Raw genomic sequence first — 18,539 nt, 5'->3', positions numbered from 1 at the left:
CACCTTTCTCTAAGCCGTCCGCCGGTCGGGACCACACCCCCATGAAATCCCGAGGCTAAGACGAGTCAGCGGACGGTTCGAGCAGCCGAGCGCGATCTACCGTCTCTTCCCTGTTCCCCAGCCCTGCATTGTCACGAAACGGAAGTATCGCCCGCGCCGAGACGCTGAGTGACGGTCTCTGTGGTGGCCGGAGGAGCGGACGGGTGCTCCGCCAGGTAGTGCAGGGTCTCCGGGGAGGCGTTCGGGGCGCTGGAGGCGTGGAAGATCGCGTTGCGGTCGGTGAGCCGGCGGGCGATCCGGTCGATGAACGCGGGGGAGAGGTCGCAGCGGCGCGTGACGGGGAAGGTGAGCCACCGCTGGTCGAGGTCGATCAGATGCTCGAGCGTGGCCTCGGACGTCGCCGGGTTGTGCGCGATCTTCCGCAGCACCTCGCCGGGAACCTCGGAGTGGGCGAGCTGATCGAGGGCTTCCACGTCGTCGCTGAACTCGGCGGTGCGCAGGCGCGACTGCACGGTCCGCGGGTTCCCGAGACGCTGGGGCTCGGCGTGCTGGGCGATGGTGGTCATGGCGGCTCCTGCTCCTCGTGGCCCGGCTCGTCCGGATACTCGTGCAGTGGGCGCGAGGACGACCTGGCAGGACAGGAGGCGTTAGGACTTCAGGGGCAGCACTGCGCCACCGGTGCCGACTCGGGCGCACCGGCCGAGCCACCGAGCATCCTCGACCGCCTTCGTAGGCCGAGAGGTGAGAACGCCCAGTCGGTGAGTGATGCGGACGGAGACTGTGCGTCCGGTGATGTCGCGACCTCGTCGATCGGAGACCAGCTGGATCGGATCTCCCAGTTCCTCGAGGGTCCCCGTGGCGATGACGAACGAGCGCACGCACAGCAGCACGTCGCGGCCGAGCGAGGACCCGGGGAGACGATGGGGTCCTTGGGCGCTCTGGGAGAGCTCGTCCTCGCTCATGTCCACGATCCGCTGCACGGCGGGGTTGACATCCAGGCGGATGACGAGAGGGCTCGGCGAGTCGGAGCTCTTCGCCACGACCTCGCCACTGGTGGCCAAAGCTCGTACGGCGTCGACGTCGAGGCGGGGCACGAGCCCGTGATCAACCAGGTGCGCCAGGGAGGAGCGATCGATGCCGACGATGCGCGCGGCGAGAGCGACCGGGATCTGCTCGTCGGGATTTGGCTTGGTGCTGCGGACTATGGGCATCAACAAAGCACTCCATACCCGAATCGCCAATTCGAGCAGCAGACACTTCCTGCGTGATGGCCTCGAAGTGAGTGTGCCGCAGAATGTGACCGTCGCACCACGTAGGGTCGAGGTCAGAAAGTGTGGAATCCACGCCGGCAGACTCTTCAGGATCATTCAATGTCCGGTAACAGCCATTATCGGACGTTGAGTTCACGTGTCCTACGAAATTCATCAACAGAGGGCCGGACACCTCTTCAGCAATCAGCTGGAGGAGCCTGACGCATAGAACTTGAGCACTCCGCAGATGGTGCCCGCACGGCCAAATATGCGTTTCGGTGCAGCGGGATGGCTTCCCACCGCGACGTGGGCCCAAATCGCCACGACGGGCAGCCGCGGTGCAGGGGCACTTCGAGGTGTACGTGAGAGGTGACCCAGTGGATGACCCGTGAGGGCGCAGCGCTATCGATGCCCCGGCAGCCGAGAGTGGCCGCGCCGACACTGCCGCAGTTATTCCCCACGTGCGAGCTCCGACGGGAAGGGCAGCCTTGCGACGGGCGAGACGGCCTGCCTGGTCTTGAGTCGCGGCAACGAGAGGACATGGGGGAGACTCTGGCCCTGGCCTCGAGCCGGCCCCGTTCTGTGCTCGCCCCGCGTGCCCCTGGTCCAGGTGCGGCACTCGAAGGTCGATCGCCGTCGTGATGGTGACCCCGAGGCTCGTGCGGTCTCCAGCCGGCGCGACTCTAGCGGTCACTCTAGCGGTCACATCGCCGCTAAGAAAGACAACGCCCTGGCGAGAAACTTGTTCTCACCAGGGCATTTGTCGGGCTGACAGGATTTGAACCTGCGACCCCCTGACCCCCAGTCAGGTGCGCTACCAAGCTGCGCCACAGCCCGAAACCCTCCGTCACCGGAGGACCGTGGATAACCCTACCCCGCTCCATGCCCCGGGAGCCAATTGAGACGGGCGTGACCTGCGGCACTCCGCAGATACGGCGCGGATGCACGCGTCGCGGCGGGCTCGGGAGCGGCGCCGCGTGACAGAGTGGGCGGTGACCGGCACCACAGGGGTGCCGCAGGTGAGCTGCAGGAGGCGATCGATGTCCGCCGATGTCACCGGGCACGACGACCGGGGCCAGGAGCCGCCCTGGAGCTGGGCCACGCTGGTGGGCAATCTCGCCCCGATGTCGGATCAGGTCCTCGACCTCGGCACCGGGGGAGGGGAGACCCTCGCGTCCCTGACCGACGTGCTGCCGGAGGGGACCGTCGCCACCGCGGGTCGGTCTCCGGCCCTCGCCGCCGCCCGAGCGCGACTGGCACCGCTGGGGATCGCGGTCCACGAGCACGGCGCCGACCGTCCCGGCGCGCACCTGCCGTTCCCCGACGGGACCTTCGATCTCGTCCTGTCCCGGCACGGGACCTATGACGCGCACGACGTGGCCCGCGTGCTCGCGCCCGGCGGCTCCTTCCTCACCGAGCGGATCGGCGGGGACGACCTGCGCGAGCTCGACAGCGCCTTCGGCATCGACCTGCCCTCTCCCGAGGTCACCCTGGAGAACGCGGTGCACGACCTCACGCGAGCCGGCCTGACCGTGGAGCGCTCCGACGCCTTCCACGGCACCGCCCGGTTCGGCGACATGGCGAGCCTGCTGGGCTACCTCCGTCACGTGGCGTGGCACGGGGTCGACGGCTGCGACGGGTCGGGCGGGCTCGATCCGGATCATCATCGACGCGAGCTCGACGCGCTGGCCCAGCAGCTGCAGATCGGGCCGCTCTCCCTGAGCACCAGCAGATTCCTCGTCCTCGCCCGGGCCCCGGACGCCCCCGACGTCGGGCGCACCGACTTCGCGGATCTCATCGGCCGATCCGACCCGATGCCCGAGATCCCGCGGGTCTGATCGCTGACCGGGGCCCTCGGCACTACCCTGCTGATATGCGTGCTCCGCGGCGGTCGACACCCCACGGCGAGACCCCCTACTCGCCGACCTCTCTGCTGCGCGCGCTGACCGCGAACCCCTATGACGTGGACACCCTGCGCGAGGAGGACCCGTCCTGGGCGGAGGAGACTCCGCCGGACAACCGGATCACCCGCACCATCACCGTCCTGCTCGCACTCCTGCTGGGCTTCGCGGTCGCCGTCTCCGTCGCGGACCTGCGACGAGATGCCGCTGCGGAGGACAATCCCCGGGCGCTCCTCGAGCAGGAGGTGCTCGACAGCCGCGAGGACATCGATGCGCTCGAAGCGAGGCAGGGGAGTCTCGAGGGCGACATCGCGGCTGCCCAGGAGACCGTCCTGGACGACACCGACTCCGAGTCCGCGCAGCGGCTGCGGGTCCACGAGGTGGCCGCGGCCGGAACGGTGCTCAGCGGCACCGGCGTGGTGCTCTCCCTCGAGGACTCCGTCCCGCTGCCCGCGAGTCCCGGGGTGAAGGAGGGGACGATCAACCGCGTGACCGACGGGGATCTGCAGATCGCGGTGAACGGGCTCTGGGCGGCGGGGGCCGAGGCGGTCTCCATCAACGGTCAGCGGCTGAGCGCCACCAGTGCGATCCGCACGGCCGGCTCCGCGGTGCTCGTCGACTTCCGGCCCCTGTCCCCGCCCTACGAGATCACCGCGCTCGGCGACCCCGAGGCACTGCAGGCCGGCGTCGAGGGGACGGAGAGCGGCGACTACCTCTCCGAGCTCTCCACCCGCTTCGGCATCCGCACCTCCTGGACGACCGGCACGGAGCTCAGCGTCCCCGCCCGAGCGCTCGGCACGCTGCGCGAGGCCTCCCCGCTCGATCCCACCGACCCAGCAGACGGCACGGCCTCGCAGGACGATGCCCGGAAGGACTCCGAATGAAGGACCACCAATGATCGCCATCATCGGCCTCATCGTGGGCGTCGTCCTGGGCATCGTCGTCCAGCCCGACGTCCCGGTCGTGCTGCAGCCCTATCTCCCGATCGCGGTGGTCGCCGCGCTGGACACTCTCGCCGGCGGCCTGCGTGCGAGCCTCGACGGAGCCTTCGACGCCCACGTCTTCATCACCTCGTTCCTGTTCAACGTCCTGATCGCGGCGTTCCTCGTGTTCCTCGGCGACCAGCTGGGCGTCGGCGCGCAGCTGTCCACCGCGGTGATCGTGGTGCTCGGGATCCGGATCTTCTCCAACGCGGCCGCGATCCGTCGGCTGCTGTTCCGCTCATGAGCGACGGCACCCGTATCCCGGAGAGCCCGGAGCAGCAGAAGGCCGTCTGGCATCGCCTGCGGGACACCCTGCGACCGCAGGCCACCTGGTCGCAGCTGATCGTGGGTCTGCTGTGCGTGCTGCTGGGACTCGCGATCGCCGCTCAGCTGCGGCAGACGGACGACTCGCTCGAGGGCGCCTCCCAGCAGGAGCTCCTACGGCTCCTGGACGAGTCGGGCCGGCATGCCGCGGGCCTCGAGGTGGAGAACGCCGAGCTGGATCGCACGCTGGAATCGCTGCGCTCGGGGCAGGGGGATGACGCTGAGGCACGGACCGCTGCCGAGGAGCGCCTCGCCAACCTCGAGATCATCGCGGGCACCTCGCCGGCGCACGGCCGCGGGATCGTCGTGTCGATCGCGGATCCGGCGAGCGGGGTGCGCGCCTCCACTCTGCTGGGCGTCATCCAGGAGCTGCGCAATGCCGGGGCCGAGGTGATCCAGCTGGGCACGGTCCGCGTGGTGGCGTCCACCTCGATCACGACGGACCCCAGCGGCCGGCTCCTGGTCGACGGCACCGTCATCGCCGCCCCGTACACCGTGCGCGTCATCGGCGATCCCGAGGTCATGGAACCGGCGCTTCGGATCCCCGGCGGTGCCGCTGACTCCGTCGCGGCCGATGGCGGCACCCTCGCGATCGCCGCAGAGCAGGACGTCGAGGTCACGGCGACGGTCGAGCTGGACGAACCCGAACACTCGGAGGTGGTCAAGTGATCGTCAAATCCTCTCCAGGGCGGTGTGGATCAGTGCAACGGGCGCGTCGAGCGTGCGAGGATGGGCGGGCTGGATCCTGATCGTTCATAGAGCGGGGTCCACCGCTTGCCAGGAAGGGGTGCGGAGTGTCCGGTAACACCGCGTGGAACGACGAGAATCTCGACCACACATCGAAGCTGAGCGCGATCTCGCCCAGTGATCCGGTGGAGGACGGCGAGCCCGGTCTCTCCTCACAGGATCGTCGCGCGATCGAGAACCTGCCCCCGCACAGCGCGCTGCTGATGGTGCGCAAGGGCCCGAACCTCGGTGCTCGCTTCCTGCTGGACTCCGAGACCACTCTCGCCGGGCGGCACCCCAACAGCGAGATCTTCCTCGACGACGTCACCGTCTCTCGCAAGCATGCCGCCTTCGTCCGTGACGGGGACGGCTTCCTCGTGCGGGACCTGGGGTCCCTCAACGGCACCTATGTGGGCAAGGACCGCGTCGACGAGGTGCGCCTCCAGCCCGGCCAGGACGTGCAGATCGGCAAGTACCGCCTCACCTACCACCCCTTCCACGGGACGGCCTGACCCGATGGCGGCCTCCGCAGAGCGCAGGCCGAACTCGTCCGGCATCGCACGGCTGAGCATCGGTCAGGTGCTCGCCTCCCTGCAGGACGAGTTCCCGGACCTCGCGCACTCCAAACTGCATTACCTCGAGTCCGAGGGGCTGATCACCCCGGAGCGCACCCCGGCGGGATATCGCAAGTACACGCGCGACGACGTCGACAGGCTGATGTTCGTGCTGCGCGCCCAGCGCGACCGCTTCTGGCCGCTCAAGGTCATCAAGGAGCATCTGTTCGAGCATGGCGTGGACTCCGAGGTCACCTCGATCGCCTCGCGCCCCGGGCCGACCTCCACGATCCAGGCCGTGCGGCTCGATCGCCGAGGGCTCGCACGCCGGGCCGCCGTCGAGGAGGGCTTCCTCGAGGAGCTCGAGCAGTACGGCCTTCTGGCGGAAGGTCTCCTCTTCTACGGCTCCGCCGAGCTGGAGATCGTCACCTCGGCCCGCGACCTCGCGGAGGAGGGCCTCCACCCGCGGCACCTGGTCATGCTGCGCACCTCGGCGGAGCGCGAGGCGCACATGATCGGCTCGGTGGCCAGGCCGCGCTCGCGGTCCGGCGACTCCGCCGCCCGGGGTGAGGCCGAGGATTTCGCCCGGGATCTCGGCGAGTCGATGATCGCCCTGCACAGCGCCGTGCTGCGCACGAAGCTCCGGGATTCCTGAGCAGGGCGGACGGCGGGTCCCGGCAGCGGGCGCAATCTATCCGTGACCTTCGGGCGGCGCGTTGAGGCCGGCCGACGGCAGGGACACGCTACTGTGGGGGGAGTGCTCTCACCTTCCCCCTCGGAGAGCCGGAACCCGGAGGTAGCTGTGAACGTCTCACCTGGTGAGGATCGCACCGGACAATCGACCGTGCCCGCTGAACCCGCTCAGGGTGTTCTCTTCGACGACGTCGTGGACACCCCCGGTGAGCTCGGGTACCGCGGTCCGGCCGCCTGCAAGGCCGCCGGCATCACCTACCGCCAGCTGGACTACTGGGCCCGCACCGGGCTGGTCGAGCCCGGCGTCCGGGCGGCGTCCGGCTCTGGCAGCCAGCGCCTCTACGGCTTCCGTGACATCCTCGTGCTGAAGGTGGTCAAGCGCCTCCTCGACACCGGCGTCTCCCTCCAGCAGATCCGGGTGGCCGTGAATGCTCTGCGCGAGCGAGGCAGCGACGACCTCGCCGGGATCACCCTCATGAGTGATGGCGCCTCCGTCTACGAGTGCACGTCCGCCGAGGACGTCTTCGACCTGGTCCAGGGCGGGCAGGGCGTGTTCGGCATCGCCGTGGGCCGTGTCTGGCGCGAGGTCGAGAACGACCTGGCCGTGCTGCCCGGCGTGAATCCCGCGGACGACGCCGCTCTCGCCCTGCAGGACGAGCTGGCGGCCCGCCGCCGTTCCCGCCAGGCCGGCTGACCGAACCTCCTCCTCCACACAGCACGACGGCGAGCCCCGGGAAGGGACTCGCCGTTTCTGTGTCTCTGCGCCTCGGAGTCTGGTGCGTGCCCCGGAAGTCCGGTGCGGCGAGGACGTCGACCGCCGCCGCACTCAGACGTTCAGGAGTGCCGTGCAGCTCAGGAGTGCTGGCGAGATTCCAGCACTGTCTGCAGCAGTGCGTCGAAGTCCTGGGTCAGCCGCTTGCCGGAGGCACCTTCGTACCGGTGGAGCGGAACGGCGCCGCCCTGCGCCTGCTGCAGGCCCACGCGCTCCTCGATGACCGGCTCCAGCACGGTGTCCCCGAAGAGATCCCTGAGCTCTGCCAGACGGTACTGGTGCTCGACCGACCGCGGACGATAGCGATTGACCACGAGCCCGAGGGGCTGCAGCCGGGGAGCGGTGCCGGCATCATGCATCTCGGTGGCGAGCTTGAGCGCGCGATCAGCGGCGGTGACCGCGAAGAACCCGGGCTCGGCGACCACGAGGGCGCGATCCGAGGCCGCGAGCGCCATCTGGGTGAGGCCGTTCAGGGAGGGCGGGCAGTCGATCAGCACCAGGTCGTACTGGTGGGTGCGCTTGTCCAGCGCCTCATGCAGACGCCGCACGTCCTTCGCATTCGGTGCGGGGGAGTCCATCACCGAGGAGCGGCTCGATCCGGGGATCATGTCCAGATGCGATGCCGCACCGGCGGACCAGGGCGTGGGCAGGATCGACCGGTCGATGGTCTCGGTGCGCGGCGAGGAGAGCACCTCGGCGATGTCGACGGTGGAGGCAGGCTCGCCCAGCAGCCCCAGCGTCGAGTCGCCTTGAGGGTCGAGGTCGATGACGAGAGTGTTCACCTCCTGATGGAGGGCGGCAGAAGCCAGGCCCAGGGTCACGGACGTCTTGCCGACGCCGCCCTTCAGGGAACACACACTCACGATGAACACACGGAGAGTCTACCGACCCGAGCCTGATCACCGAGCACGCCACGGGCGGTAACCTGCGTGAATCGTGTGCAGAACGCGCCGAGGAGGAGGAGACGATGTCGCAGATCACGCATGAGCTCGTGCTGGAGGTGCTCGACGGCTGCGGGGACAGCGCCCTGCGGGAGGCCGGCCGGCTGGGCCCAGCCCGGCAGATCACCCCCACGGAGCTGTCCCTCAGCACGGACGACCTCGACGCCGTGCGAGGCCTGCGCCGGGTCGTGGCCGCCTCCTCCGGGCTCACCGTCCCCGCTCGACGGCCGCGGGAGCTGCTCGAGACCTCCGTGCAGCAGCAGCTGGGGGAGCTCCTGGAGGATCTGGGCCGGCAACGGCCTCGCCAGCGCTTCCACGGGCTCCGGCTCGAAGCGGCGGGCTCACAGACCCCGGACATGCGCCGGATCGCGGAGGCGATCGCGGAGCTGGCCGGTGTGGAGGTCTCGGAGGACGGCGACCTGGTGGTGCGGGTGCGCCGCGGCATCCCTGAGCACACCTGGCAGATCCTGCTGCGGACCACCCCGCGCCCCCTGTCGACCCGGACCTGGCGCACGGTCAACTACCCCGGTGCGGTCAACGGCACCATCGCCGCGACCGTTCTGGACCTGCTCGAGGTGGGGAGTGAGGACAGCGTGCTCGACATGACCTGCGGATCCGGGACGTTCCTGATCGAGCAGCTCCACGACGTGGCACCCGCCCGGGCGCTCGGCGTGGATCTGGACCCGTCCGCCATCGAGGCCGCGCAGCAGCACCAGCGTGCCGCCCGCCGCAAGGGACGCATCGACTGGATCACCGGGGACGTCCTGACCGCAGAGATCGACCCCGGCTTCACCCGGTTCCTCACCAACCCGCCCTGGGGAACCCTCCATGGCGAGCACGAGAGCAATGAGCAGCTGCTCGTCGACCTCCTCGCGAGGGCTGCTCAGCTGGCCGCCCCGCAGGCCCGGCTCGGGGTGCTCACGCATGAGATCACCCGGATGCAGCGGGTGCTGGAGGAGGCCGACAGCGAGTGGCGCCTGATCGACGAGCACCGCTTCTTCCAGAAGGGGCACCACCCTCGCCTGTTCCTGCTCGAGCGCGACTGAGCCGTCGGAGCGTCAGAGGCCTCGGCGGCCGCTGTGCAGGGCCTGCTGTCCCCTCTCGTCGCCGTGGATCCTCACCCGCGCCACGTCATCGCGACCGGAGGCCCACAGGAGCAGCTCGATCGGCTCGCCGTGCACCCGCACGCTGCCGGTCGAGCGCCGTGCTCGCCGCCGCATCCCGCCGCGCGGTGAGACGAATGTGACGTCGACCGGAACGCGCAGGACCACTCGGGACAGCAGCCCGAGGGCCTTCCAGGCCGACGCATCCTGCGCGGCGGAGAGCCGCCGGGGCTCCCATCCGTCCTGGGCACGCCGCAGATCCTCATGATGGATCAGGAGCTCGCCGTCTCCGCTGAGGGAATCCATGGTCCCCGCGGGGGAGAGGGGCCCGGGACCGTTGCGGAACTGCTCTACGAGCTGCTCCCAGGGCGCGGCGCGCAGATCCTCCCGGGCTCGGCCGGCGCGCCGGCCGAGCGGACCGGGCAGCGCCGAGCCGACCATGAGGTGGGGGAGGCTCTCCCGCAGCAGCAGGTGCTCCAGGAGATCCGGAGCGTCCCATCCCGGCAGGATCGTCGGCGCGTCGGGACCGAGCTCGAGGAAGCTCGCGGCGAACTCTGCACGTTCCTGGGCACCTGCTGCGCTCATGCGATCACTCCTGGTTGCTGAAGGCGTCGTCGAAGGAGCCCTGGGCGACGGGATAGTCGAGGCCCTCGAGCACGGCCAGGGCTTCCTTCGCCCCGTGGAGACGGTCCATGCCGGCATCCTCCCACTCGATCGAGATGGGGCCCTCGTAGCCGATGTGCCGCAGCGCCCGGAATGCGGCGTCCCACGGCACGTCCCCGCGCCCGAAGGAGACGAAGTCCCAGCCGCGCCGGGGATCTCCCCAGGCCAGGTGCGAGCCCAGGCGCGTGTTGCGCCCTGTGATGCGCACCCGGATGTCCTTGCAGTCCACGTGGTAGATGCGGTCGGCGAAGTCGGTGATGAACGAGACGGGGTCGATGTCCTGCCACATGAAGTGGGACGGGTCCCAGTTCAGGCCGAACGCGGGACGGTGACCGATCGCCTCGAGGGTGCGCCGGGTGGTCCAGTAGTCGTAGGCGATCTCGGAGGGGTGCACCTCGTGGGCGAAGCGCACGCCGCACTCGTCGAAGACATCGAGGATCGGGTTCCAGCGGTCCGCGAAATCCTGGTAGCCCTCATCGATGACCTCCTGGGACACCGGCGGGAACATCGCGACGTACTTCCAGATCTTCGAGCCGGTGAAGCCGATGACGGTGTCGACCCCGAGCTTCTGCGCGAGACGGGCGGTGTTCTTCATGTCCTCGGTGGCGCGCTCGCGCACGCCCTCGGGTTCACCGTCGCCCCAGATCGCGGAGCCGACGATCGCCTGGTGGCGGAAGTCGATCGGATCGTCGCAGATCGCCTGACCCTTGAAATGGTTCGAGATCGCCCAGCACTTCAGACCGTGCTTCTCGAGGATCCCCAGACGCTCGGCGATATAGGACTCGTCGTCCCAGCGGGCGGCATCGAGGTGCTCGCCGCCCACGCAGATCTCGAGTCCGTCGTAGCCGATGGACGCGGCATGGGCGGCGACCTCGTCGAGGGTGAGGTCGAGCCACTGCCCGGTGAACAGGGTGTGCGGGTGGGACATGGTGGAGATGCTCCTTCTCAGCAGTGAGGGGTGGTGCGGCTCAGAGGGTGACGCCGACTCCGTCCGCGGCGTCGGACGCGATGATGGCGTCGAGCACGCGCTGCAGGGCGAGCCCGTCGGCGAAGTCGGGCGCGTAGGAGGCGTCCTCGTCGTGGATCGCGAGCAGCAGGTCGCGGGCCTGGTTGGTGAAGGCGTTCTCCCAGCCCAGCACGTGTCCCTGAGGCCACCAGGCCTCGAGATACGGATGCTCGGGCTCGGTGACCAGAACCCGGGTGAAGCCCTGCTCGGCGACCGGGACGGTGGCGTCGAGGTACCAGAGCTCGTTGGGGTTCTCGAGATCGAAGCGCAGTGCGCCACGGGTCCCGAAGAGCTCCACGGTCAGCCGGTTCTTCGCACCGGTCGCCATGCGGGAGACCTCGACGGAGCCGATCGCCCCGCCGTCCAGCTCGAGGGTCGCCCAGGCGGCGTCGTCGACGGTGACGTCCTCGAGCCCGTCCTCGCCCGGGCGCTGGGGGACCATCGTGGCCAGGCGTCCGCGCACGGCGGTGGCCCGCTGTCCGGTGAGGAACTGGATCTGGTCGATCGCGTGCGAGGCGATGTCGCCGAGCGCACCGGAGCCTGCGGTCTCCCGGCGCAGCCGCCAGGACATGCCGGCCTCCTCGTCGACCAGCCAGTCCTGCAGGTAGGCGGCTTTGGCCTGGCGGACCGTGCCCAGCTTGCCGTCGGCCACGAACTGCTGGGCGAGCGCGAGGGCCGGGACGCGGCGGTAGGTGAAGCCGAGGGCGGCGACCTGTCCCCGTGCGGTGGCCGTCTGGGCGGCGTCGACCATGGCCTGCGCCTCTGCGGTGTCATTGGCCAGCGGCTTCTCGCACAGGACGTGCTTGCCCGCCGCGAGGGCCGCGATCGCGATCTCGGCGTGCAGGAAGCCGGGGGTGCAGATGTCGACGATGTCGATGTCGTCGCGGGTGATGACCTCGCGCCAGTCGGTGGCGTGCTCCTCCCAGTCCAGCCGATGAGCCGCCGCGGCGACGGCCTCCTCATCCCGGCCCACGATCACGCGGCGGGCGATGTCGGGGACGTCGAAGGCGGCGCCGACGGTGCGCCAGGCCTGGGAGTGGGCGCGACCCATGAACGCGTAGCCGATCAGGGCGACGCCGAGCGGACGGTCTGCTGGAAGGTGAGGCACGGTCGCCACATCGGTCTCCTGGACTCGGGAAATGGTCGGTCAGTTGGTCGGTCGGTCAGTCGGTCAGTCGGTCAGATCGTCAGAGGGTCACGGCGAGAGGGTCGAAGTCCGCGGGCAGCAGCTCCGGGACCTCGACGCTCGAGTCGATCGCTGCGGAGCCGTCGCCGCGGGAGGCCTCGTCCAGACCGATCATGATGTCCAGGACATGCCCGGCCAGGTCTCCCGTGAGGCGGTGCGGACGATCCGCGCGCAGGGCCCGGGCCATCTCAAGGGTGCCGAGCCCTCGGCCGCCGACCGCGCCGACCGCCTCGCGCTCCGTCCAGTCCTCGTCGCCGCGCTCGGCCATGCCGGTCTCACCGACGAAACCGTTGGGGTCGGGCAGGGACAGGGAGCCGGCAGAGCCCGCGAGCTCCAGCACGTGGGGCTGCCCGGTGGCGTCGTCGAAGGAGAACTCGACGGCGGCGACGGCGCCGCTCGCGAAGCGCAGCAGGCCCTGCACCCGGGTGGGCACCTCGACCTCGAAGGTCTCCCCGGCGCGCGGACCGGAGCCGATCGTGCGGGCGGGCACGGACTGCGATCCGACCGCGGAGACCGAGACGACGGGGCCGAAGGCGAGCACGAGGCTGGTCAGGTAGTAGGGGCCCATGTCGAAGAGCGGGCCTGCGCCGACCTGGAACAGGAAGTCGGGATTGGGGTGCCAGGACTCCGGGCCGGGGGAGCGGAACTGCGCGAGGGCGGAGCGGGGCTCGCCGATCTCGCCGTTGCGCAGCGCCCGCAGGCCGGTCTGCACCCCAGCGCCGAGAACGGTGTCCGGGGCGCCGCCGACGCGCAGCCCCTTCTCCCGTGCGGCGGCGAGCAGGGCACGGGCGTCCTCACTCGTGGTGACCAGCGGTTTCTCGGTCCAGACGTGCTTGCCGGCCTCGAGGATGCTGAGGGAGACCTCGTAATGCGCAGCAGGGATCGTCAGATTGACCACGATCTCGATCTCGGGGTCCTCCAGCACGACTTCGGCCGGCCCGTGCACTGCGATGCCGTACTCCTCCGCCCGGGCGGCGGCCGCCTCGGGCCGCAGATCGCCGATGGCACGCAGCTCGATGTCCGGATAGGTCGTCAGCTGGTCGAGATACTGGCCGGAGATCACCCCGGCCCCGATGATGCCGACGCCGACGGGTCCTGTGGATCGGGTCATGAAGGTCCTCCTGAAGTGCTGGGTCAGCGGGGGCATGGGGTCGGCGTCCGTCGTGCCGCGCCAGGGATCCGGGGATCGGCGCAGAGCGCCACGGGATCGATCAGGTCCGGGGGACCGTGTCGACGATGACGACTGGGTCACAAGCCTATGCCGCGGATCACCCTGCGGCAAAGGCGTCCGGGCCTCGGCCCGGCGGTGGATGCCACACTGAGGATGTGAAGAGACAAGTACGCGCGTGGATGACGGCCGATGTCGCCGAAGGCACCGACGTGGCGCTGCTGATCGCGGTGTCCGATGCCCCTGCCCAGCACGAGTCCCTGACCGTGATCGCCGGTGGCCGGGCGCACCCGAGCACAGAGACCCGCGACCGCTTCGGCAGCAGGATGCACCTGGTCACAGGCCTGCCGGAGGGGAGGGTCGAGATCACCTACGAGGCTCGCGACGTCACCGCCGCGCGGAGTCCGAGTGCGAGCGAGGCTGATGCGGTGCTGCATCTGCGGCCCTCGCGCTACTGCGAGGTCGATGAGTTCACGAAGATCGCGGAGGAGGTCCTCGACGGGCGCTCCGGGATCGAGGCGGTCGACGCTGTCGTGCAGTGGGTGCACGAGCACCTCGACTACGTGCCGGGATCCAGCACGATCACGGACTCCGCACGGAGCACCTACGTCTCGCGCCAGGGTGTGTGCCGGGACTACGCCCACCTCACCGCCACGCTGCTGCGCGCCGGCGGGATCCCCGCCCGCTGCTCCTCCGTCTACGCCCCCGGGCTCAGCCCGATGGACTTCCACCTGGTGGTCGAGGCGATGGTCGACGAGGCCTGGACGGTCGTGGACTCCACCCATCTCGCCCCGCGCAGCTCGATGGTGCGCATCGCGACCGGGCAGGACGCCGCGGACACGGCGTTCATGACCACCCTGGCCGGGAACGTCCTCCTCACCGGCATCCAGGTGACCGCCGTGGCGGACCCGGAGCTTCCTGCCGAGCACGTCGGCGCAGCGGTCACTCTGCGCTGACCTGTCGGAGGCTCAGCGGCGGCTCAGGCCTGGGCGGGCGGCTCCTGCTCGTCCGGCTTCTCGTCCGCTCCGTCCTCGGGCGCGTCGTCGACCGTCCCGTCCTCGGCGATCCCCGCCAGGTAGTGCTCGACCTCCGCCGCGATGTCATCGGCGGTCGGGACCTCGGTGGCGGCTCCCGAGGTGATCATCCGGTCATAGCGCTGCTCGAGGCCGGAGACCATCTCCTGGAGCTGCTCCTGCGAGTCGATCTGGGCGGCGACGGCCTCTCGCACGGGCCCGGCCAGTGCTTCGAGCCCCTCGACCGGGATCATCGGGCCCTTCTCCTGACCGATGGCGGTGAGCAGGGCGATCGCGGCGTCGGGATAGGACATCTCGTGGAGATACTGCGGCACGTGGACCACGAGCCCGACGACGTCGTGGCCGGCGTCGGCCAGGCGCAGGGTCAGGAGCGAGGTGAACGGGGCGCGGAGGCGGAACGTCCCGGGCATCGTGCGGCGCACCTCGATGGAGTCCGGATCGCCGGCGAAGCGCGTCACCGGCAGCTCTCGGGTGTGGGGGACCGGTGCCGGGAAGCCCTGCACGAGCAGGGTCCGCTCGATGCCCAGCTGCTCGACGATGATCTGCAGGGAGGTCGCGACGCGCTCCCACTGGAAGGACGGCTCCGGTCCGGTGAGCAGGAAGAACGGCTCCCCGTCGGAGTCCGTGACCTCGTGCAGCAGGATCTCGGGCTTCTCGTAGCCGTCGAAGTGGTCGAGCTCGAGGGTGACCTCGGGACGGTGGCCCGCATAGTCGTACACCTGGTCCATGTCCAGGCGCCCGACGACGCGGCTGGGGAGGGTGTTGAGCAGATGGTCGTCGATGAGGTCCTGGGCGTTCCCGGCATCGGTGAACGCCCCGAGGCTCACCAGGAGGGTGCGTCCGTGCAGCGAGCGCGAGTCGACATGGTGCTCATAGCTGAACAGGGTCGTCGGATCCAAGGTGACCTCCAGGCAACGGGCCGCAGGCAGGGGCGGCGGGGATGACTCACTCTTCAACGACCTGTGGCGGAGGACTATTCCCCGCCGCGAGCTGTCAGGTCAGGTGAACAGCGCCACTGAGTCCGCCGCGAGGCGCACGGCGAGGGCTCCGGTGACGATGAGGAACACGATCCGCACGAAGCGGGAGCCGAGCCGGATCGCGAGACGCGCTCCGAGGAACCCGCCGAGCACGTTGGCCACCGCCATGATCCCGCCGAGCAGCCACCACACCTCGCCCTGCAGCCCGAACACCAGCAGCGCCCCGATGTTGGTGGTCAGATTCGCGAGCTTCGCGTGCACGCTGGCCTCGAGGAACCCGTACCCGAGCAGCGCCACCATCGCGATGATGAAGAAGGAGCCGGTTCCCGGCCCGAGCACCCCGTCGTACACACCGATCACGGCGCCGATTCCACCGGAGCGCAGCACGTGCGCACGACCGCGGTGCCGGGGCTCGTGCACGAGACCCATCGCCGGGCGCAGCACGGTGTACAGACCCACGGCGATCAGGGCGACGAGCACGATGGGGGAGAGCCACGGCTTGGGGACGAACGTCGCCAGTCCCGCCCCGAGCGCGCTGCCCGCCAGGGCGCAGAGCACGAGAGGGATCGCGGTCGCCGCGATCGGCGTGATCCGTCGGACGTAGGTCCAGGAGGACACCGCCGTGCCGGCGGCGGAGGCGATCTTGTTCGTGCCCAGCACGGTCGACGTCGAGGTGTCCGCCGGGAGCGCGGTGAGCAGCGCCGGCAGCTGGATCAGCCCGCCGCCGCCGACGACGGCGTCCACCCAGCCGGCGACGAAGGCCGCGCCGATCAGCAGCACGATGGTCAGCACGGAGAGCTCGAGGAGCTGGTCGGTCAGCGGCACAGGACCAGTGAACACCGGTGCCGCTCCCGTCGACGAATCCGGGGCCCGACTGTCACAATGGCGGACATGGAGGCGGTGATCTGGGACCTGGGGGGCACCCTCCTGAACACCTATCCCGATGTGGACCGGGCACTGGCCGCGGTGATCAGCGCGGAGCCGGGGGAGAGCCTCCTCCAGGAGGTCGCGCAGCTGACGCGGCGCTCGAGCGGCGAGGCGATCAGCACCCTCGCACGTCGCTACGACCTGCCCGAGCACGATCTCCGCACGGCCTATGACGGCACCAAGGCCCGCTGGGCCGACCGGCCGCCTCCGGCCATGGACGGAGCGCGGGAGGTGCTGGCCGCCGTGCGCGCGACCGGCGGGCTGAACCTGGTGGCGACCCATCGTGAGCGCGACAGCGCCGAGGCGCTCCTGGCCTCCCTCTTACTGGCCGTGGACGATATGGTCTGCGCGCCCGACGGATTCGCCCGGAAGCCGGATCCGGCCATGGTGCACGATCTGCTCGAGCGGCATCGTCTGGAGCCGGGGGAGTGCCTCGCCGTCGGCGATCGCCCGGCAGATGTCGCGGCGGCGCGGACCGCGGGTGTGCGCGGGGTTCTCCTGCGGACCCCCGGTGTCGCGCTCGATGCCGGGGACGCGGAGCACATCGATCATCTCCCTGAGCTGCTCACGCTGCCGGACCGGTGACGGACGGCCGCCCGCAGACCATACTGGCGCCATGGTGATGATGCTCTCGGACCCACCCGTCCCTGCCGACTGGGCACGTCACACCCCCACGAGCGACCCGGGGAGGTTCGCGACGCTGCTGGACGGCGTCGACCCTGATCACGCGGAGATCGGGCCGGTGGTGCGCACCCTGCTGGCCCATTACCGTGCTCAGGCGGAGGATCTTCCTGCCACGAGCCGGCACGACGTGGACCTGCGCTGGGTGGAGGAGATGCTCGCCGTGGATCAGCAGCGCCACCCCGGGCTGGCCCTCTCCGCTCACCGGGAGATCGGCGAACGCCTCCAGGGCTGCTGCCGGGACCACACCCTGCTGGCCGTCTCGATCCTGCGCCATCACGGGGTGCCGGCGCGCAGCCGGGTCGGCTTCGCCGACTATTTCCTGACCGACTGGCACAGCGACCACGTGGTGGTGGAGATGCACGACGGGAACCGCTGGCGACGCGTCGACACGGAGGTCGAGCAGGGGTCGGGGCTGCTGCCCGACCCGCTGGATCTGGAGACGGGCCCCGGTGCCCCGTTCCTCTCCGCGGCGGAGGCGTTCCGTGCGCTGCGCGCGGGAACGCTCGATGCCGCCTCGTACGGTGTGGCCCCCGGACACCCTCTCAGCGGCGAGGATTTCGTGCTGTCCGAGGTGTTCTGGGAGCTGGCCCATCGCTACGGCGACGAGACGCTGCTCTGGGACGGGTGGGGCGCGATTCCGGCACCCGGCGAGACCATGGGCGAGGAGCTGCTCACGGTTCTCGACGAGGTCGTCGAGCACCTGATCGCGGCCGATGCGGGGGACATGGCGGCGGAGCGCGGCCTGTATGAGCAGTACCTGCGCGACCCGCGGCTGAGCCCCGGCACCGCCGTGCTGCAGTTCTCGCCGGTCGGCGACGGTCCGGTCAAGGTCGTGCTGCGCTCCTGAGGCGCCTTCCTGAGGTGCGGTGCCTCCCGCGCTAGCCTGGACCCATGGCGATCATCTATCAGGCCGAGCTCAGCCCGTCCAAGCCCGAGATCCTGCATCAATTCCTCGAATCTCGCTCCTGGGGCGAGACGGGGGAGCTCGAGGTGCTCGGTGCCTACCGCTTCGACGACCCCGACGGCGAGGTCGGCATCGAGTGCCACTTCGCACGGGTCGGGGAGACGGTGTACCACCTGCCGTTGGCCTACCGCGCCGAGCCCGTCGAGGGCGCGGCGGAGGGCTTCATCGGCACGATGGATCATTCGGTCCTGGGGGAGCGCTACGTCTACGACGGCCTCGCCGACGACGTGGCCCTGGACTGCTTCCGACGCGCGATCTGCGGCGAGCAGGAGCAGGCGGAGCTCGAGATCTATGCACCCGACGGCGAGCACGTCGGGACCAGGCCTCAGAGCGTGACGCTCAGCCTCGAGGTCGACGAGGGGGAGCAGCCGCCGTCCGCGGACGAGCTGCTGGACGGCGAACCCTTCACGATCTCTCGCACCGTCGGCGGCCTCGACGGCACGGTGCGCCTCGTCGCCACCTGGGCCGACGGGAACGGCGTCATCGCGGCGTACTGAGTGGGCGCTGCGCCCGTCAGACGGGGATGTCGACGAGGGTGAGGCAGAACGGGTGGCCCACGGGAATCCCCGAGGACTGCGATCACCTCACCGTCGGTGGTCTCCGCGTAGAACATAGCCAGGCGCCCAGGATCCGGTGCGGCGATGGTCACGGCGCTGAGCGGCTCGGTGTGGTCATGCCGGGAG

21 protein-coding genes and 1 tRNA gene are annotated in these 18,539 nt (G+C 70.0%); 12 read left to right on the top strand and 10 right to left on the bottom strand.

Annotated elements, in window-relative coordinates; all coding sequences use genetic code 11:
• Nucleotides 1–131 precede the first annotated feature (131 nt).
• From INT49_RS07995 to INT49_RS07985, 3 genes are all read right to left on the bottom strand, one after another.
• Complete coding sequence (locus INT49_RS07995) at nt 132–566, bottom strand: hypothetical protein (protein WP_193117193.1); 435 nt, start codon at nt 564–566, stop codon at nt 132–134.
• Between the two features lie 81 nt (nt 567–647).
• Nucleotides 648–1,211: a hypothetical protein gene (locus INT49_RS07990; RefSeq protein ID WP_193117192.1), complete on the bottom strand. Its 564-nt coding sequence runs from the start codon at nt 1,209–1,211 to the stop codon at nt 648–650.
• A gap of 802 nt (nt 1,212–2,013) precedes the next feature.
• Nucleotides 2,014–2,087 (bottom strand) — tRNA-Pro (locus INT49_RS07985).
• Between the two features lie 203 nt (nt 2,088–2,290).
• Here INT49_RS07985 and INT49_RS07980 point away from each other — a divergent pair.
• From INT49_RS07980 to INT49_RS07950, 7 genes are all read left to right on the top strand, one after another.
• Nucleotides 2,291–3,088, top strand: a complete 798-nt coding sequence (locus INT49_RS07980) for a class I SAM-dependent methyltransferase (protein WP_193117191.1) — start codon at nt 2,291–2,293, stop codon at nt 3,086–3,088.
• A gap of 35 nt (nt 3,089–3,123) precedes the next feature.
• Entirely contained in the window at nt 3,124–4,035 is a 912-nt protein-coding gene (locus INT49_RS07975; protein ID WP_193117190.1) for a DUF881 domain-containing protein, read from the top strand.
• 10 nt (nt 4,036–4,045) lie between these two features.
• The gene (locus INT49_RS07970) at nt 4,046–4,378 is read left to right on the top strand and encodes a small basic family protein (protein WP_193117189.1); all 333 of its coding nucleotides are present in this window, start codon (nt 4,046–4,048) and stop codon (nt 4,376–4,378) included.
• Nucleotides 4,375–5,127, top strand: coding sequence for a DUF881 domain-containing protein (locus tag INT49_RS07965; protein ID WP_193117188.1), 753 nt, complete (start codon nt 4,375–4,377; stop codon nt 5,125–5,127). The genes INT49_RS07970 and INT49_RS07965 overlap by 4 nt, the downstream gene beginning before the upstream one ends.
• A 125-nt stretch (nt 5,128–5,252) precedes the next feature.
• Nucleotides 5,253–5,696, top strand: coding sequence for an FHA domain-containing protein (locus INT49_RS07960; RefSeq protein ID WP_193117187.1), 444 nt, complete (start codon nt 5,253–5,255; stop codon nt 5,694–5,696).
• A gap of 4 nt (nt 5,697–5,700) precedes the next feature.
• Complete coding sequence (ftsR, locus tag INT49_RS07955; protein WP_193117186.1) at nt 5,701–6,393, top strand: transcriptional regulator FtsR; 693 nt, start codon at nt 5,701–5,703, stop codon at nt 6,391–6,393.
• Between the two features lie 147 nt (nt 6,394–6,540).
• A complete protein-coding gene (locus INT49_RS07950; protein WP_193117185.1) occupies nt 6,541–7,125 on the top strand; it encodes a MerR family transcriptional regulator in 585 nt (194 codons plus the stop codon).
• A gap of 158 nt (nt 7,126–7,283) precedes the next feature.
• Here the strand turns inward: INT49_RS07950 and INT49_RS07945 are convergent, their stop codons facing one another.
• Nucleotides 7,284–8,075: a ParA family protein gene (locus tag INT49_RS07945; RefSeq protein ID WP_193117184.1), complete on the bottom strand. Its 792-nt coding sequence runs from the start codon at nt 8,073–8,075 to the stop codon at nt 7,284–7,286.
• A gap of 95 nt (nt 8,076–8,170) precedes the next feature.
• Between INT49_RS07945 and INT49_RS21400 the strand changes: the two genes are divergently transcribed.
• Nucleotides 8,171–9,190, top strand: a complete 1,020-nt coding sequence (locus INT49_RS21400; protein WP_193117183.1) for a methyltransferase — start codon at nt 8,171–8,173, stop codon at nt 9,188–9,190.
• Nucleotides 9,191–9,202: 12 nt separating this feature from the next.
• Here the strand turns inward: INT49_RS21400 and INT49_RS07935 are convergent, their stop codons facing one another.
• The 4 genes from INT49_RS07935 to INT49_RS07920 form a co-directional block, all read right to left on the bottom strand.
• Entirely contained in the window at nt 9,203–9,832 is a 630-nt protein-coding gene (locus INT49_RS07935; protein ID WP_193117182.1) for a TIGR03085 family metal-binding protein, read from the bottom strand.
• Nucleotides 9,833–9,836: 4 nt separating this feature from the next.
• Nucleotides 9,837–10,838 (bottom strand): sugar phosphate isomerase/epimerase family protein, encoded by a 1,002-nt coding sequence (locus tag INT49_RS07930; RefSeq protein ID WP_193117181.1) that lies wholly within the window; start codon nt 10,836–10,838, stop codon nt 9,837–9,839.
• A gap of 40 nt (nt 10,839–10,878) precedes the next feature.
• Nucleotides 10,879–12,024 (bottom strand): Gfo/Idh/MocA family protein, encoded by a 1,146-nt coding sequence (locus INT49_RS07925; RefSeq protein ID WP_193117208.1) that lies wholly within the window; start codon nt 12,022–12,024, stop codon nt 10,879–10,881.
• A gap of 79 nt (nt 12,025–12,103) precedes the next feature.
• Nucleotides 12,104–13,213, bottom strand: a complete 1,110-nt coding sequence (locus INT49_RS07920) for a Gfo/Idh/MocA family protein (protein WP_193117180.1) — start codon at nt 13,211–13,213, stop codon at nt 12,104–12,106.
• A gap of 215 nt (nt 13,214–13,428) precedes the next feature.
• Here INT49_RS07920 and INT49_RS07915 point away from each other — a divergent pair, with 215 nt between their 5' ends.
• A complete protein-coding gene (locus tag INT49_RS07915; RefSeq protein ID WP_319021551.1) occupies nt 13,429–14,226 on the top strand; it encodes a transglutaminase-like domain-containing protein in 798 nt (265 codons plus the stop codon).
• Nucleotides 14,227–14,249: 23 nt separating this feature from the next.
• On the opposite strand, the gene INT49_RS07910 is transcribed toward INT49_RS07915, so the two are convergent.
• Nucleotides 14,250–15,203: a PAC2 family protein gene (locus tag INT49_RS07910; RefSeq protein ID WP_193117179.1), complete on the bottom strand. Its 954-nt coding sequence runs from the start codon at nt 15,201–15,203 to the stop codon at nt 14,250–14,252.
• 99 nt (nt 15,204–15,302) lie between these two features.
• Nucleotides 15,303–16,106: a TSUP family transporter gene (locus tag INT49_RS07905; RefSeq protein ID WP_193117178.1), complete on the bottom strand. Its 804-nt coding sequence runs from the start codon at nt 16,104–16,106 to the stop codon at nt 15,303–15,305.
• Nucleotides 16,107–16,172: 66 nt separating this feature from the next.
• On the opposite strand from INT49_RS07905, the gene INT49_RS07900 reads away from it, so the two are divergent.
• The 3 genes from INT49_RS07900 to INT49_RS07890 are packed head-to-tail and all read left to right on the top strand — an operon-like array spanning nt 16,173 to nt 18,353.
• Nucleotides 16,173–16,793, top strand: coding sequence for an HAD-IA family hydrolase (locus tag INT49_RS07900; RefSeq protein WP_193117177.1), 621 nt, complete (start codon nt 16,173–16,175; stop codon nt 16,791–16,793).
• Between the two features lie 31 nt (nt 16,794–16,824).
• Nucleotides 16,825–17,739 carry a transglutaminase domain-containing protein gene (locus tag INT49_RS07895; RefSeq protein ID WP_193117176.1) on the top strand — a complete coding sequence of 305 codons (915 nt, stop codon included), beginning with the start codon at nt 16,825–16,827 and terminating at the stop codon, nt 17,737–17,739.
• A gap of 44 nt (nt 17,740–17,783) precedes the next feature.
• Nucleotides 17,784–18,353 carry a maltokinase N-terminal cap-like domain-containing protein gene (locus INT49_RS07890; protein WP_193117175.1) on the top strand — a complete coding sequence of 190 codons (570 nt, stop codon included), beginning with the start codon at nt 17,784–17,786 and terminating at the stop codon, nt 18,351–18,353.
• Nucleotides 18,354–18,539 lie beyond the last annotated feature (186 nt).

The organism is Brachybacterium tyrofermentans, from assembly GCF_014897585.1.
Taxonomy (GTDB): Bacteria; Actinomycetota; Actinomycetes; order Actinomycetales; family Dermabacteraceae; genus Brachybacterium; species Brachybacterium tyrofermentans.
The sequence above is the reverse complement of the archived record's forward strand: the minus strand, read 5'-3'. Positions and strand labels throughout refer to the sequence as shown.